Origin of the sequence: Bradyrhizobium sp. 149, from assembly GCF_023073915.1 — a bacterium.
Taxonomy (GTDB): Bacteria; Pseudomonadota; Alphaproteobacteria; order Rhizobiales; family Xanthobacteraceae; genus Bradyrhizobium.
In genome coordinates, this window is the sequence record NZ_JADPKK010000023.1 from 550,474 (window position 1) to 565,198 (window position 14,725).

The window sequence follows — 14,725 nt, forward strand, 5'->3', positions numbered from 1 at the left end:
GCGGGACCGGCTTGAGAAGCATGGCTTATGGCACTGGCCATCGGCCTTTCGACCCAATAGCATGGGCGCACAACAACAAACTTATGATGGGGAGGATCATCCATGAATCGCCTTGCAATCGGGCTGTCGATCGCTACCGCTTTTGCCGCCGGATGCGGCGCCACCCACCTGCTGCGGCCGGCGCTGGCCGCGGAGAGCATCACGCCGCAGATCATCCACACCGGCGAGATGGAAGGCGACGCGCTCGGGAATGCCAACGCTGTCGGCTACCGTTCCAAGATGTTCGCGAGCGCCGACGGCGCCACCATCTCGATCCAGGTCGGCAATGTGCCCAAGCACATGCATCCCAACACCAACGAGATCCAGTACATCCTGGACGGGACTGGAACGATCTGGCTCGGCGACAAGGAAGTTACGGTAAAGCCGGGCGACCTCGTCATCATCCCGAAGGGGACGCCGCATGGCGGCACGAAGCCGATCAGCGGACAGGTCAAGGCCATCGCGATCAAGACACCGCCGCAGGCGCCGGACGACACCAAGCTGCTGGATTGATCGACCCGGGGCTCGCGCGGCGCGGCCCCTTGCGGCCTAGCCGCGCCCGTCCACGGTGGGGCGCCAGACCAACAGTCTCCGCTCCACCAATGTGACGCCAAAATCGATCAGAATGACAAAGGCCGACAGCACGAACATGCCGGCGAACACGCCGGCGACGTCGAATATGCCTTCAGCCTGCTGGATTAGATAGCCGAGCCCCGCCGCCGACCCCAGATATTCGCCGACGACCGCACCGACCACGGCAAAGCCCACCGAAGTGTGCAGCGAGGAGAACATCCACGACAGCGCCGAAGGCCAATAGACGTGTTGCATCAGCTGCCGCTCGCTCATGCCGAGCATGCGGCCGTTGTCGAGCACGGTGCGGCTGACCTCCTTGACGCCCTGATAGACGTTGAAGAACACGATGAAGAACACCAGCGTCACGCCGAGCGCGACCTTGGACCAGATGCCCAGCCCAAGCCACAGCGCGAAGATCGGCGCCAGGACCACACGCGGCAGTGCGTTGACCATCTTGACGTAGGGATCGAACACCGCGGCGACCAGCGGCTGGCGCGCGAACCAGAAGCCGATCAGCACGCCACCGAGCGATCCGATCACGAAGGCCAGGATGGATTCCGTCAGCGTGATGCCGAGATGCTTCCAGATCACACCCGACGAGAACCATTTGACGATCTGGGCGAAGACATCGATCGGGTTGGAGAAGAAGAACGGCGGCAGCAGGATCTTGCCGAAGACGGGCACGGTCGACAGCAATTGCCACAGCGCGAGGCAGACCACCGCGACCAGCACCTGCAGGGAGAGGAGCGTCACTCGCGACATCAAACCGCCTCCGCCGCTTGCGCGGATTGCGCGTAGCCCTTCATGACCTCGTCCTTGAGCACGCTCCATATCTCGCGATGCAACGCATGGAACTCCTTGTCCAGCCGCACTTCAAAAATGTCGCGCGGGCGCGGCAAGCTCACGCGCCAGTCGCCGATGATGCGGGAGGACGGCCCCGCCGACATGATCACGACGCGGTCGGCGAGCGCGATCGCCTCTTCCAGATCATGGGTGACGAACAGCACGGCCTTGCGGTCGGCGTTCCAGAGGTCGAGCAAGAGGTTGCCCATCACCTGCCGGGTCTGTGCATCCAGCGGCCCGAACGGCTCGTCCATCAGCAGGATCTTCGGGTCGCGGATCAGCACCTGCGCCAACGCCACGCGCTTGCGCTGGCCACCCGAGAGCATGTGCGGATAGCGGTTGGCGAAGGCGCCCAAGCCGACCGAGGTCAGCCATTTTTGCGCCCGCGGCAGCGCCTCACTGCGCGGCGTGCCCCTGATTTCGAGCCCGATCGCGACGTTGTCCAGTGCGGTCTTCCAGGGGAACAGCGCATCGGCCTGGAACAGATAGCCGGCATCGCGGTTCAGCCCGGCGAGCGGCTGGTCGAATATCTCGACGCGTCCGGCCGCCGGCTTCAGCAGCCCGGCCGCGACGTTGAGCAGCGTCGATTTCCCGCAGCCGGTCGGGCCGACGATGGCGACGAACTCGCCCTGCGCGACCGTCAGATGCGCCTTCTCCACCGCCGTATAGACCCGCCCGTCCCCCAGCTGGAACGCGACCTCGGCATCTTCCAGCGCCACTGCCGTGGGCGTTGTCATGTGTTTCCTCCGAACTTGGCCGATGCCTTAGCCGCTCGCGCGGCCAAGTTCAATCAAGCCGCCAAGCGTGGTACGCATGGGCCTCGTCATCCCCTCCCTCCACGGGCGGGTCAGCGCAGTGAGCCCCGCCCGATGCCATCCAGGCCGATGATCAGCTATGCCCGCGTCACCAAGAGCTTCGGCCCGCTCAAGGCCGTGGACGATGTGTCACTCGACATCGCCGAGGGCGAGTTTGTGGCCGTCGTTGGCGGCTCGGGTTCGGGCAAGACGACGCTGCTGCGGCTCGCCAACCGCCTGATCGAGGCGGACGGGGGCACCATCACCGTCGAGGGCGACGACGTGCAATCCGTCGATCCGGTCGCGCTGCGGCGCCGCATCGGCTACGTTTTCCAGAGCGGCGGATTGTTTCCGCATCTGAGCGTCGCCGACAATATCGGGATCACGCCGAAGCTGCTCGGTGTCCCGGCGGCGGCTGTCGCGACGCGCGTTGATGAGTTGCTCGAGCTCGTGCAGCTCGACCGGGGCGCGCATCGCGACCGGCTGCCGGATGCGCTCTCGGGCGGCCAGCGCCAGCGTGTCGGCGTGGCGCGGGCGCTTGCAGCACGGCCCCGCATCGTGCTGATGGATGAGCCATTCGGCGCGCTCGATCCCCTCACCCGCGACGCACTCGGCGACGATTTTCGCGAGCTGCACCGCAGGCTCGGCCTGACCACCGTGATGATCACCCACGACATGACGGAAGCGATTTTGCTCGCCGACCGCATCGCGGTGATGCGCAGCGGAAAGCTGCTTGCGCAGGGCACGCCGGCGGAGCTCTCGAAAAGCGGGGACGACTACGTGCTGGAGCTGCTGCGGACGCCGCGGCGCCAGGTCGAGCGATTGAACGCGCTGCTGCCACAGAGCGGGGCGGCATGAGCCTTTTTACCGATCCGCGCTGGGGCGACGCGCTGGCGCATTTGCCCGACTATCTCGGCAACCACGTCCGGGTCAGTCTCGCCGCACTTGCACTCGGCCTCGCCGTCAGCCTGCCGCTGGCGATCCTCACGCGCAACCGCCCCACCCCGCGCGCCGTCCTGCTCGCGCTCGCCAGCATCGTGCAGACCGTGCCGGGGCTGGCCCTGCTGGCGCTGTTCTATCCGCTCCTGCTGCTCGCGGCCTCCGTGACGCTGGCCTGGTTCGGCATCGCCTTCTCCGCTTTCGGCTTCCTGCCGGCGATGCTGGCACTGGCGCTTTATTCGATGCTGCCGGTGCTGCGCAATGGCATCACCGGACTGAACGGCATCGATCCCGCGCTGATCGAGGCTGCGAAAGGTGTCGGAATGACCGCACGGCAGTCGCTGGTGACGGTTGAACTGCCGCTGGCCCTGCCGGTGATGATGGCGGGTATCCGTACCGCGGCAGTGTGGGTGATCGGCACCGCGACGCTGTCGACCCCGATCGGGCAAACCAGCCTCGGCAATTACATCTTTGCCGGGCTCCAGACCCAGAACTGGGTGTTCGTGCTGTTCGGCTGCTTTGCTTCGGCCCTGCTGGCGCTCGCCGTCGATCAGCTGCTCGGCCTGATCGAGAGCGGCCTGCGCCGGCGCAGCCGCGTGCGTACAGCGCTTGGCGCGGCCGGGATCGCGGCACTGGTCGTCGCAACATTGATACCGACGATGGGGCGCTCGTCTCAGAGCTATGTCGTCGGTGCCAAGACGTTCGCCGAGCAGTATGTGCTGTCGGCGCTGATCACGGACCGGCTCCAGGCGGTCGGGCTTTCCGCCGTCTCACGATCGGGCCTCGGCTCGAGCGTGATCTTCGAGGCGTTGAAAGCCGGCGATATCGATCTCTATGTCGATTATTCCGGCACGCTCTGGGCCAATCAGCTTCACCGCACGGACATCAAGCCGCGTGCGGAACTGTTGGCGGAGCTGAAAACAACGCTCGCGAAGGAGAACATCACGCTGCTCGGCGAGCTCGGTTTCGAGAATGCCTACGCGCTGGTGATCCCGAAGAAGCGCGCCGAGGCGCTTGGCATCCGCACCATCGCCGATCTCGCCGTGCATGCTTCGTCCTTGTCGATCGCGGGCGACTACGAGTTCTTCTCGCGGCCCGAATGGGCGGCGCTACAAAAGGCCTATGGCCTCTCGTTCCGCGCCCAGCGCCAGATGCAGCCGGACTTCATGTATGCGGCCGCCGCCAGCGGCGAGGTCGATGTCATCGCGGGCTACACCAGCGACGGGCTGATCGCAAAATACGATCTCGTTGCGCTCGACGATCCCAGGCACGCGATCCCGCCCTACGATGCGATCCTGCTGCTGGCCCCAAAGCGAGCCGGCGACGAGCGGCTGCAGGCTGCGCTGAAGCCGCTGCTCGGCAAGATCGATATCGCGACCATGCGAGAGGCCAATTTGCACGCCGCCGGCAACGATGCGAACTCGTCTCCGGATGCGGTGGGGAAGTGGTTGTGGGAAAAGGTGGGCAAGTGATCGGTGCGCCGCGCGTCACTGGCGCTACAGTCCCCTGATCATTCCCGCATTGATCAACAGCCGGTTCAGCCGCCGCGCCTCAGCGCCGTCCTTGCAATTGTAGAACATCCCCTTGCAGCGGAGCATGATCTCCTTCTGCTCGGCGAAGGACGGATCGAGCGGGATGCCGGCGGCTTCCTGGATGACCAGCGGCAGATACGGGCCGTCGACCGTGTCCATCACGGCCTCGCTCTTCACCGGCTCGAAATTGACGGCGTCGATCGCGTAGTAGGTCGCGTAGAGACGTGGGTCGTAGGCGTCGAGCTTCTTGCCGAGAGCGCCCTCGTCGAGTCCGGGCTCGAGAATACCAGGCGCAAATTCCGGCTGGTGATCGCCGTAGCGCACGATCAGGAAGGGCTCGCCGGGAAATTTCTTCTTCAGGCCCGCGAGGAAACCCTTGTACTGCTCGGCGCTCATCGCCTGCCGGCGCAGATATTCGTCGATCGACGGCACATTGCCCGGTGCGCGCCAGTTCGGCAGCAGATCCGGGCGAAAGCGCGTCTCCCAGGGGAAATGATTGGCGCCGAGATAGATGAACGTGAACAGCGGTTTGTTCGGCGTCCGCTCACCCATCAGCCGAAGCGCCTTGTCGTAGAAGAAACTGTCGGGCTCGACATCCTTGGCGCCGAGATCCTTGGAATCGAGAAAGCGCTCGATGCCAGTCGTCATCTGAAAGCTGCGCGCGGCCATGAAGCCGCCATGGGCGGGGTAGAGCGACATCGTATCGTAGCCGCAGCGGCGCAGCGCCAGCGGCAGACCGCGCTCGACACGGCCTGTTGCGATGCGCGTCACGAAATAAGCGAAGCGGCCGAACGAGCGCGAGGAAAGGCCGGCGAGCACGTTGTATTCGGTGAACCAGCTCGGCCCGCCATTGCTCTCGGCCAGAAACGTGCGCTCCTTGCCGTCCCAGGATTTGAAATGGCTACCGTAGCCCGGCGGCACCTTGATGCCATCAGCGGCGCGGATGTCGAAGCTCGATTCATCATGGACCATGATGATGTTCGGACGGCGGCCCGCGGGATGGCAGGCATCGACCAGCGGCATGTTGAGCCGTTCGTTGGTGGAAGCAGCCGACTCCATGAAACCGTATTGCGCGAAGTCCGAGACCGCGCTGACGCCGGAGCGGAAGAACTTCGAGAGATAGCCGTCGTCGTAATAGCCGCGCCAGGCCTCGTCCGGATGATAAAGCGAGTAGCCGACCAGCGCGGCGAGGCAGGCGAGCATCGAGGCAAGCGCCGGTAGCCTACGGACGCGGAACGGGTCGAGCCACCACAGCGCATACATCAGCGGCAGCGTGACGAGGCCGGCCCCGATCACCGACCAGCGCAAATTCGGGAAGATCGTGAACAGGAACGCCACCGTGTCGCGGTCGATCATCATCAGGTCGATGAAGTTGACCGTCATCTGCACGACGTCGTGCTTCAGCCGTGACAGCAGCACAAGCACCACGACCATGGTCAGCGACAACGCACCCGAGAGCGCCGGCCGCCGCAGCAGCGTGATCCAGAAGAAGTTGAGAATGCCCCAGGCCAGCACGAAGGAGAGCCGTGCGCCGAAATCCGTCTCGGTCTCGTACATCAGGACAAGCGCTGCGAGATGGGGCGCGGCAACCGCGAGCCGCCGCCAGGTGCCGAGCGCGGCGACGCTCGCCAGCACGGCGGTGGTGGCAGAAGGACCTGGATTGGGCGCGGACGCCATCGACGACACGCAACTGCTGGTCCGGCACGGTGATGCCGAGCCGGCTGACCGGGCCTGCGGCGTTCGGCGCAGCCGGAAAGCCTGCGCCGTGTCATAAAACTGTAATGGAACGGTCACGGACAAGCAACGCGTGTCGCGGTCGGACCTTCGCTTAATGTTAGTGATGGGCGAATGGGCCGCATGGGCCAGCCACGTTAGACTTTGGCGATGCCCGCGATGAAGAGGTCGATGACCCCCTCTGCCATCCGCTCGATCTCGCCCTCCTCCACGCCCCAGCGCGAAAGGTGGCCGTCGAGATTCATCCTGGCAAACCCATAGACCAGGGCGCGGCCGGCGATTTGGATGCGCTTGAGGTCGGCCGGCCGCAGCAGGCCCTGCTTTGCCGCCTCAATCAGTATTCCCTCGGTCAGCGCGATCAATTCGGCATTATCGCGCGTCAGCTCCGCCGAGCTGCCATGGGCGAAATACCGCCCGGTGGAGATGATCTCGAAATGCGCGGGATTGCGCCTCGCCCAGCGCAGGTAGGCGAGGCCGAAGGCGCGGAAGCGGCCAAACGGGTCGGCAGCCGGTGCCTGTTCCAGCGCCACCTCGATCTCGGCACGAAATCGCCGTTGCGCTTCCTCGGCCACCGCTGACATGAGCGCGTCGCGGTTTGGGAAGTGCCGGAACGGTGCCCCCGGCGAAACCGCGGCCCGGCGTGCCGCCTCGCGCACCGAGATTTCAGCCCCCTCCGCCGCCAGTTGCAGAGCAGCATCGATCAACACGCGGCGGAGATCGCCATGGTGATAGGGCCGGGCTTCAGAGGTGTTGCGGCGAGCGCGCGGCTTGGCCGGTTGTCGGGCGGGCATGGAGCTTCCTTAGCATCACCCGAACGTGAATGTAAGCAGCGATTACACCCATTGACCGCACAGCCAAGGGAAATGTAATCGATGATTACATAACGAAGGAAATTGCCATGTCACAACGCCAAAGCTGGTTTGAAGGCTGGCGTCTGCTTGCCGCCCTCTCCTTGAACCTGATCGTGCTCAGCCTGTGGATCGGGTCGACGCGGCAGTTCGAGGCCGAGGGCGTGCGGATGGTGATCCGCTTCACGGCGCGAAGCTCGCTGCTACTGTTCTGTCTCGCCTTCAGTGCTGCGGCGCTGGCGCAGCTGTGGCCCAACACCTGGACGCGCTGGCAGCGCCGCAACCGGCGCTATCTCGGCTTAAGCTTCGCCGCCTCCCACGCCATTCACGCGGTTGCGATCGTCGCGTTCGCCAAGATGGATCCGACCGGCTTTGCCGAGGCCACTTCGGCGGCCTCCTACATTTTCGGCGGTATCGGCTATGCCTTCATCATCGCCATGAGCGCGACCTCGTTCGATCGCACCGCCGCGCTGCTCGGGCCGCACACCTTGCGCGCGCTGCATCTTACAGCCGGATACTATCTCTGGTTCCAGTTCATGGTGTCGTTCGGCAAGCGGGTGCCGGCAATGCCGCTCTATGCGACGTTTCTCATTCCGCTGATCGCCGTGATGGCGCTGCGCCTGATCGCGATGGCCGCCCATCCACGCAGGTGGACGGCGGAGGCCGGCTGAGCATCGGTCAGCCCTGCGGCAGCAGGCCGAGGCGCTTGGCGATGATGCGATCGACCACACGCTTGGGCAGCGTGGCCGTCATCAAATGGCGCATCCGGTCCGGCGTGATCTGGTAGCGAACCCTCGGCCGCTCAGCGGTGAGCGCCTCGAAAACGACCTCGGCGATCCGCTCGGCCGGCAGCCCAGTCTCGCCCAGCTTCATCATGTACTCCATCACCTTGTTCAGCGCCGGCAGATAAGGCGAGTTCTGGTAGACCGACAGATCGATCTGCTCGGCCTTGCTCCAGATCGGCGTCTTCACCGCGCCGGGGGCGACGATGATGACGTCGATGCCGAACAGCATCAGTTCGCGGCGCAAGCTCTCCGACAGGCCTTCGATGGCATGCTTGGAAGTGCAGTAAGGCGCCGACAACGGATTGCCGTTCTTACCCGCGACCGAGCTGATCATCACGATCCGTCCCTTCGGCCCCTTCAGTGACGGGTCGGCGCCGAGCAGCGGACCAAAAGCCTGCGTCGCGATCACCGGGCCGATGACGTTGATATCCATCTGCCGGCGGAAATCATCGGCCGACAGTTCGAGCACGGGACCGGCGACCGCAACGCCGGCATTGTTGACGAGACCGGCCAGCGTCTCGCCGCCCAGCGCCTCGCGGACTTTTCGCGCAGCAGCGAGGGCCGCCGCCTCGTCGGTCACGTCGAACAGCAGCGGCGTGAAGTTGGCGCCGAACTCGCCCGTGAGCCGATCCGCATCGGTCTGCTTGCGGACACTACCGAAAACGCGATAGCCGCGCCCGATCATGAATTTTGCAATGGCCCAGCCGATGCCGGTGGACGCGCCGGTGACGACGACGGATCGCATGGTCTTTCCCCCCTTGAGTTCCCGTGATCATGTAGGAGAAAGGTGCCGGTGCGCAATGCCGCTAGTGGACAGAACCCTGGCTGGCTCGCTCGCGAAGCCTGTAGAACCGGAGTGCAGCCTTCGCGGTATTTGGACTCAACCGGAGAAAGCTCGCGAAGCACTGCTCCAATCGCTCTCCGCTCTCGCGAGCCGCACCGGGATAAAACCCCAGGATCTCCTTCTTCGTGTCCCACGACAGACCGATCGCCTTCGCGAGGATGAGGATCTGCTCGGGCTGCGAACGGACCAGCGCACGTGCCGAACACGAAGAGGTCAGCGACCTGACGCAGGAGTTCGGCGCGCTTCGACAGCTCCGGCTCACGGAGATCATGAGATCATGAGATCATGAGATCATGCCACGTTTCGCGCTGGTAACGGCGGATCGAAACTGATCTCGGAATTCGGCACGGGCCGGCCGATCAAATAGCCCTGCGCGTAGTCCACTCCTGCCGCGAGCAGAGCATCGAACTGCGCAGGGGTCTCGACCCCCTTGGCCACCGTTGCGACATCCAGGCCCCGGGCCAATGCCACGGCGGAGGCGACAACCGCGGCGCAATCCCTTCGCGTCGTGCAGCCCTGCACGATCGCGCGGTCGATCTTGAACTTGTCGAATGGGAAACTCTGGAGATAGCTGGCTGCGGAATAGCCCACGCCGCAATTGTCGAGCACAACCCCGACACCGAGGTTCTTCAGTTGCCGCACCGCGAGCAAGTGAGCCGCCAGATTCCCGTCCAGGAGCGCAGCGTCGGGAATTTCGACTTCGAGGCGCTCGGGCGACAACCCCGATTCCACCAGCGCGCGCAGCACGACATCGAGCACGTTACTCCGGTGGAATTGGGCGGCGCTCATGTTGACGGCGACTTTGATGTGCACCGGCCAGGCGGCCGCGTCCAGGCAGGCCTGCTGCAAGATCCATTCACCGAGCGGCAGCATCAATCCGGCCTGCTCGGCAACATCGAGGAACTGTATGGGCGCCAGCATGCCCTTCGCGGGGTGATGCCAGCGCACGAAGCATTCCAGCCCGGTCATCGCGCGCGTTTCGGCGTCGATCACCGGCTGGTAATGCAGCTCGAACTCGTTGCGGGCCATCGCCCCCCGCAGTTCGCTCTCCATCGACTTCTGTGTGTCGGCAGCCTCCGTCATCTGCGGCTGGAAGATCCGGAAATCATTCCGGCCTGAGGATTTCGTCACGTAGAGCGCGACGTCCGCCTTCCGTAGTAACGTTTCCGCGTCGGCACCGTGTTCGGGCGCGAACGCGATGCCTATGCTGGTACCGACGTTGGCACGATTGCTGCCAACATCGAACGGTTGCTCGATCAGGCCGATGATCCTCAGCGCCAATGCGATGGCGCCTTCGCTCTGATCGCTCTCATTCTCCTGAATGATCGCAAATTCGTCGCCGCCGAGGCGGGCCAGCACGTCCGTATCTCGCAATGATGAGCTCAGCCGCTGCGCGACCTCGACCAGCAGATGATCGCCTGCGGCGTGACCGAGCGTATCGTTGACGAGCTTGAACCTGTCGAGGTCGAGCATCAGCACGGTAAATGTCGTGCCATGACGCTGCGACCGTTTTGCCGCTTCGGCCAGCTTTTCCGCAAAGACGGCGCGGTTCGCCAAGCCTGTGAGCAGATCGTGCTGCGCCAGATATGCGATGCGTTTCTCGTTTCTCGCCCGATCGGTGATATCCTCGTGGGTCGTCAGCCAACCGCCATCCAGCATCATGTGACGCGCAATGGCGACCACCCGCCCGTCCGCAAGCTCCTGTATTTCGCTGAGTTGCTTCACGTTTTTCTTGAGATAAACGTCCGGCGCGACGCCGGCGAAATGCGTGCCTTGCTCGCGGCGATATTCGAGAATCTGGGCCAGCGTGGTTCCCCGGCTTATCCGATCGGGGGCAATATGGTAGATTTCGCTATAGCGCGCGTTCGATACCACGATCCTCTGGTCCGCATCGAACATGCAAAGGCCCTGGGACATGTTGTTGAGGGCGACGTCAAAACGCATGTTGATTGCCTCAAGCTCCGCGGCCTTCTGCGCCAGCATTTGCTCGCCGCGCTTTTGCTCGGTAACGTCTTCGTGCGTCGCGACCCAGCCGCCGTCCGGCAGCGGCTTGCGCTGAATCAGTATCTGGCGGTGGTCTTTCAACGCGTAGTTCTGCTGTCGCTCGGTCGGCATGATCTCGACATGCTGGTCGACCGTAAGCGAGCTGGTTTCGCCGCGATCCGCATAATGCTGCAATATCCGTTGCAGCGGCGTGCCGGGCCTGACGAGTTCGTCCGGCAGATCGTACATCTGCTGATAGCGGCCGTTCGATATCACGAGATTTTTGTCTGAATCAAACAGACAGAGCCCCTGGGACATGTTGCTGATGGCGATATCGAACCGCGTGTTGATGAGCTTCAGCTCGGCGGCATTTTCCGCCAGCAGGGTCTCGTCGCGCCGCTTCTCGGTGATGTCCTCATGGGTGGCTACCCAACCGCCGTCCTGCATTGGCGTACGCACGATCGAGATGATCCGGCCATCGGCAAGTACGACGATCTTCGGGGTCCGGTGCCTTGCGCCGTCGAGGAATTCCTTGACGTCGAGATCACCCCCAGCGCTCTTGTAGTTGCCGATGATGCTACCGAGCGGCGTTCCAGGTTCGACCTGCGACTCCGTGAGATCATACATCTCGCGATAGCGGCTGTTGGCGACCAGCAGCTTCTCATCGGCGTCGAACATGCTGAGCCCATGCGGCATGTTGCTCAACGCAGCATCGAACCGGGCACTTGCGGCCGCGAGTGCGTTCGTTTGTCGTCGCAGCAGGAAGGTTCCGATCAGAATGATGGCGACTATCGCGGCACCCAGGGGACCGAAGGTGTAGAGATGCCGATACCACGGCTGCAGCACGTAATTGCGCGAGTAGGTTACGACCAGAACCAGCGGCAGGCCGAACACAGTCTTGTAGCCTGCGATGCGCGCGACGCCGTCAACGGGACTCATCAGCTCATATGAGCCCGCCTCGGATGCTCGCAGATGCTCATTGAACAGCGGGCCGCCCGCGACCGACATGCCAAGAACGTTGTTCTGTTCCGGGACGCGCGCCAGGATCCGTCCGTTGCGATGGATCAAGACCACCGAGCCGTCGGGGCCCAGATTGATTTTGCGATAGATCTTCAACAGAAAGGATTGATCCAGCGGCGCAGTCACCACGCCCGCAAAGCTTCCATCCGGATTGTTCAACCGACGAGACGCCGCACTGAACCATTTGTCGCCGCCTGCCGAGCGGTAGGGCGGGGCAACGAACAATTCGGTGCCGGCGCCATCGCGTTGCGCGATGAAGTGCGCCATGTCGGAGATGTTGCCGCGCGGCGGCGCACGATCATAGGAATGCGCAACGACGGCTCCGGATGCGTCGGTCCAGCCGACCGCGACCAGGATCGACGAACTCTTGACCAGTTGGCGGAGCGCGGTGTTGGCCGCACCGGCGTCGGCGAATTTTCCGGAGAAGGAGTCGTTGCGGATTGCCTGCGCCTCAAGCAGGACACGATCAATATCTTCGAACGTCACCGCGGCATGCTCGGCCAGGATGGCCGAAAGGTTGAGAGCATCGGTTTTCGCAGACGCGACCGCTTCTCGATAGCGAACGGCCAGATCAACGAGGAACAGGGCGACGACAACGAGCGAAAACAGCAAGCCGAGAATCGTGACGGACGATCCCGGCGATCCGGTCAGCCTTCGCCAAGGGTTCAGCATTGTCCATCTGCGGTACGAGCAATGGTCCACCCTCGCTCGGTCGCGCTAAGATTTGGTTGATCTTCCCATGGCAATTCGTCTCCGTAATCGTACGGAATCACGTCAGTAACGGTGTCCTAATACTCGGAGAGTGGAAGAACGCCCGAGGCTCTCGCACAACGAAGCTTGCCTCGGCGGGGAGCTTCGCGCGGCGAACGGGGCTGCGCGCACGATCAGCGGGATCGCGCCGGCGCGAGGTGGACTCGCCTGGCCGCATTAGTTCAGGACTGCTCCATGCAAACCCCGGAAGCTCGTGAATAGGATCGAGGTTGGGGGCGCGACCTCGTCACGCCCCCCAAACGACGGTGCTTTAGTTCTTCGACTTGTCCACCAGCGCGCCCTTCTTGATCCAGGGCATCATGTCGCGCAGCTTCGCGCCGACTTCCTCGATCGGGTGCTCGGCAAGCTTGGCGCGGGTCGCCTTGAACGAGGTCTGGTTGACCTTGTTCTCGAGCATCCAGTCGCGGGCGAACTTGCCGGACTGGATGTCATTGAGCACGCGCTTCATCTCGGCCTTGGTCTCGGCGGTGACGATGCGCGGACCGGTGACGTACTCGCCATACTCCGCGGTGTTGGAGATCGAGTAGTTCATGTTGGCGATGCCGCCTTCATAGATCAGGTCGACGATCAACTTCACTTCGTGCAGGCACTCGAAATAGGCCATCTCCGGGGCGTAGCCGGCTTCGACCAGCGTCTCGTAGCCGCCCTTGATCAGCTCGACCAGGCCGCCGCAGAGCACGACCTGCTCGCCGAACAGGTCGGTCTCGCACTCTTCCTTGAACGTGGTCTCGATGATGCCGGCACGGCCGCCGCCGACGGCGGAGGCGTAGGACAGGCCGAGGTCGTGGGCGTTGCCCGAGACGTCCTTGGCGATCGCGATCAGGCAGGGCACGCCGCCGCCGCGCTGGTACTCCGAGCGTACGGTGTGGCCGGGACCCTTCGGCGCGATCATCAGCACGTCGAGGTCGGCGCGCGGGTCGAGCAGGTTGAAGTGGACGTTGAGGCCGTGCGCAAACACCAGGGCGGCGCCATTCTTCATGTTGTCGTGCAGGTGCTCGCGATAGATGTCGCCCTGGAGCTCGTCCGGGGTCAGCATCATGACGAGATCGGCCCATTTGGCGGCCTCGGCGACTTCCATCACCTTGAAGCCGGCAGCTTCCGCCTTCTTGGCCGAGGCCGAACCCTTGCGGAGCGCAATCGCCACGTCCTTGACGCCGGAATCCTTCAGGTTCAGCGCATGGGCGTGGCCCTGGCTGCCGTAGCCGACGATGACGACCTTCTTGCCCTTGATCAGGTTCAGGTCGGCGTCGCGATCGTAATAAACACGCATGGTCGTTTCCTCGTTCAGGGGCCGGAATCGGCCGTTGGTCAGGTCTTCTCAGTCAGGTCTTGGACGCTGAAATTTGCGGATTTCGGTGGCTGTCTAGAGCATTTTCGACCCCCTGGGAAACCCGTTTCTGCATGGAAATCCGCGACATCATGCATCCATGAGGACGGGGAAGAGGGACGCCAGCAGCAGGATCGCCATCAGGATATTGAAGGCGCGGACCAGCCGCACAGAGGTCAGGACCGGCCGCAGTGCGGTGCCGAAGAAGGCCCAGACCACCGTCGACATCGTGCCCACGAGCAGGCTGATCATGGTCTGGATCGCGATGTTGAGCGGGAATTGGGCGATGGCCGCATAGGCAGTGATGGTGCCGATCACGATCACCCAGCCCTTTGCGTTGATCCATTGGAACATGGCGGCGCCAAAGAAGGTCATCGGGCCGCGGCCATCCCCCTCGCCCGGCTTGGCCGGGCCCGAGAAAGCGATCACGGCGGCCAGGTAGACCAAGTAGGCGGCGCCGGCATATTTCAAAATGGTCTGCAGTATCGGATAGGCCAGGAACACGGTGCCGAGCCCGAGGCCGACCGCTGCAACCATGAAGGCGAAGCCGATGACGACGCCGGCGATGTGGGGAATGGTGCGCCGGAAGCCATAGGTCAGCCCCGAGGACAGCAGCATGATATTGTTCGGACCGGGCGTGAAATACATCACGGCCATGAAGACGAGGAAGGCATACAGCAGCGACTGAGACAT

Annotated in this window: 12 protein-coding genes; 4 read left to right on the forward strand and 8 right to left on the reverse strand. The window is 63.6% G+C overall.

All coding sequences use genetic code 11. The annotated features are described in order from the left end of the window. Window positions 1-102: 102 nt before the first annotated feature. Complete coding sequence (locus tag IVA88_RS30415) at window positions 103-552, forward strand: cupin domain-containing protein (RefSeq protein WP_247500874.1); 450 nt, start codon at window positions 103-105, stop codon at window positions 550-552. A gap of 36 nt (window positions 553-588) precedes the next feature. Here IVA88_RS30415 and IVA88_RS30420 read toward each other — a convergent pair whose 3' ends face one another. Next, a complete protein-coding gene (locus IVA88_RS30420) occupies window positions 589-1,374 on the reverse strand; it encodes an ABC transporter permease (protein ID WP_247500875.1) in 786 nt (261 codons plus the stop codon). Beyond that, window positions 1,374-2,192: an ABC transporter ATP-binding protein gene (locus tag IVA88_RS30425; RefSeq protein ID WP_247500876.1), complete on the reverse strand. Its 819-nt coding sequence runs from the start codon at window positions 2,190-2,192 to the stop codon at window positions 1,374-1,376. Before IVA88_RS30425 ends, IVA88_RS30420 begins: the two co-directional genes overlap by 1 nt. 132 nt (window positions 2,193-2,324) lie before the next feature. Between IVA88_RS30425 and IVA88_RS30430 the strand changes: the two genes are divergently transcribed. Both IVA88_RS30430 and IVA88_RS30435 read left to right on the forward strand, forming a co-directional pair. Then, complete coding sequence (locus tag IVA88_RS30430; protein ID WP_247500877.1) at window positions 2,325-3,107, forward strand: ABC transporter ATP-binding protein; 783 nt, start codon at window positions 2,325-2,327, stop codon at window positions 3,105-3,107. After that, window positions 3,104-4,660, forward strand: a complete 1,557-nt coding sequence (locus IVA88_RS30435) for a glycine betaine ABC transporter substrate-binding protein (RefSeq protein WP_247500878.1) — start codon at window positions 3,104-3,106, stop codon at window positions 4,658-4,660. Before IVA88_RS30430 ends, IVA88_RS30435 begins: the two co-directional genes overlap by 4 nt. A gap of 24 nt (window positions 4,661-4,684) precedes the next feature. Here IVA88_RS30435 and IVA88_RS30440 read toward each other — a convergent pair whose 3' ends face one another. Continuing rightward, complete coding sequence (locus tag IVA88_RS30440) at window positions 4,685-6,397, reverse strand: sulfatase-like hydrolase/transferase (RefSeq protein ID WP_247500879.1); 1,713 nt, start codon at window positions 6,395-6,397, stop codon at window positions 4,685-4,687. Between the two features lie 194 nt (window positions 6,398-6,591). Further along, a complete protein-coding gene (locus IVA88_RS30445; RefSeq protein ID WP_247500880.1) occupies window positions 6,592-7,245 on the reverse strand; it encodes a TetR/AcrR family transcriptional regulator in 654 nt (217 codons plus the stop codon). Window positions 7,246-7,352: 107 nt separating this feature from the next. Here IVA88_RS30445 and IVA88_RS30450 point away from each other — a divergent pair, with 107 nt between their 5' ends. Then, entirely contained in the window at window positions 7,353-7,973 is a 621-nt protein-coding gene (locus tag IVA88_RS30450; protein WP_247500881.1) for a hypothetical protein, read from the forward strand. A gap of 7 nt (window positions 7,974-7,980) precedes the next feature. Here the strand turns inward: IVA88_RS30450 and IVA88_RS30455 are convergent, their stop codons facing one another. From IVA88_RS30455 to IVA88_RS30470, 4 genes are all read right to left on the reverse strand, one after another. Beyond that, entirely contained in the window at window positions 7,981-8,832 is an 852-nt protein-coding gene (locus IVA88_RS30455; RefSeq protein WP_247500882.1) for an SDR family oxidoreductase, read from the reverse strand. Between the two features lie 390 nt (window positions 8,833-9,222). After that, on the reverse strand, window positions 9,223-12,606 hold the full coding sequence (locus tag IVA88_RS30460) for a PAS-domain containing protein (RefSeq protein ID WP_247500883.1): 3,384 nt from the start codon (window positions 12,604-12,606) through the stop codon (window positions 9,223-9,225). 349 nt (window positions 12,607-12,955) lie between these two features. After that, window positions 12,956-13,975 (reverse strand): ketol-acid reductoisomerase, encoded by a 1,020-nt coding sequence (ilvC, locus tag IVA88_RS30465; protein WP_247500884.1) that lies wholly within the window; start codon window positions 13,973-13,975, stop codon window positions 12,956-12,958. Window positions 13,976-14,122: 147 nt separating this feature from the next. Next, window positions 14,123-14,725: a LysE family translocator gene (locus IVA88_RS30470; RefSeq protein ID WP_247500885.1), complete on the reverse strand. Its 603-nt coding sequence runs from the start codon at window positions 14,723-14,725 to the stop codon at window positions 14,123-14,125.

What these genes read in the sequence shown, in the direction of transcription:
- IVA88_RS30415 (WP_247500874.1), top strand. Translation starts at nt 103, where the DNA reads ATGAATCGCCTTGCAATCGGGCTGTCGATCGCTACCGCTTTTGCCGCC.
- IVA88_RS30420 (WP_247500875.1), bottom strand. Translation starts at nt 1,374, where the DNA reads ATGTCGCGAGTGACGCTCCTCTCCCTGCAGGTGCTGGTCGCGGTGGTC.
- IVA88_RS30425 (WP_247500876.1), bottom strand. Translation starts at nt 2,192, where the DNA reads ATGACAACGCCCACGGCAGTGGCGCTGGAAGATGCCGAGGTCGCGTTC.
- IVA88_RS30430 (WP_247500877.1), top strand. Translation starts at nt 2,325, where the DNA reads ATGCCATCCAGGCCGATGATCAGCTATGCCCGCGTCACCAAGAGCTTC.
- IVA88_RS30435 (WP_247500878.1), top strand. Translation starts at nt 3,104, where the DNA reads ATGAGCCTTTTTACCGATCCGCGCTGGGGCGACGCGCTGGCGCATTTG.
- IVA88_RS30440 (WP_247500879.1), bottom strand. Translation starts at nt 6,397, where the DNA reads ATGGCGTCCGCGCCCAATCCAGGTCCTTCTGCCACCACCGCCGTGCTG.
- IVA88_RS30445 (WP_247500880.1), bottom strand. Translation starts at nt 7,245, where the DNA reads ATGCCCGCCCGACAACCGGCCAAGCCGCGCGCTCGCCGCAACACCTCT.
- IVA88_RS30450 (WP_247500881.1), top strand. Translation starts at nt 7,353, where the DNA reads ATGTCACAACGCCAAAGCTGGTTTGAAGGCTGGCGTCTGCTTGCCGCC.
- IVA88_RS30455 (WP_247500882.1), bottom strand. Translation starts at nt 8,832, where the DNA reads ATGCGATCCGTCGTCGTCACCGGCGCGTCCACCGGCATCGGCTGGGCC.
- IVA88_RS30460 (WP_247500883.1), bottom strand. Translation starts at nt 12,606, where the DNA reads ATGCTGAACCCTTGGCGAAGGCTGACCGGATCGCCGGGATCGTCCGTC.
- ilvC (WP_247500884.1), bottom strand. Translation starts at nt 13,975, where the DNA reads ATGCGTGTTTATTACGATCGCGACGCCGACCTGAACCTGATCAAGGGC.
- IVA88_RS30470 (WP_247500885.1), bottom strand. Translation starts at nt 14,725, where the DNA reads ATGTCTCAGTCGCTGCTGTATGCCTTCCTCGTCTTCATGGCCGTGATG.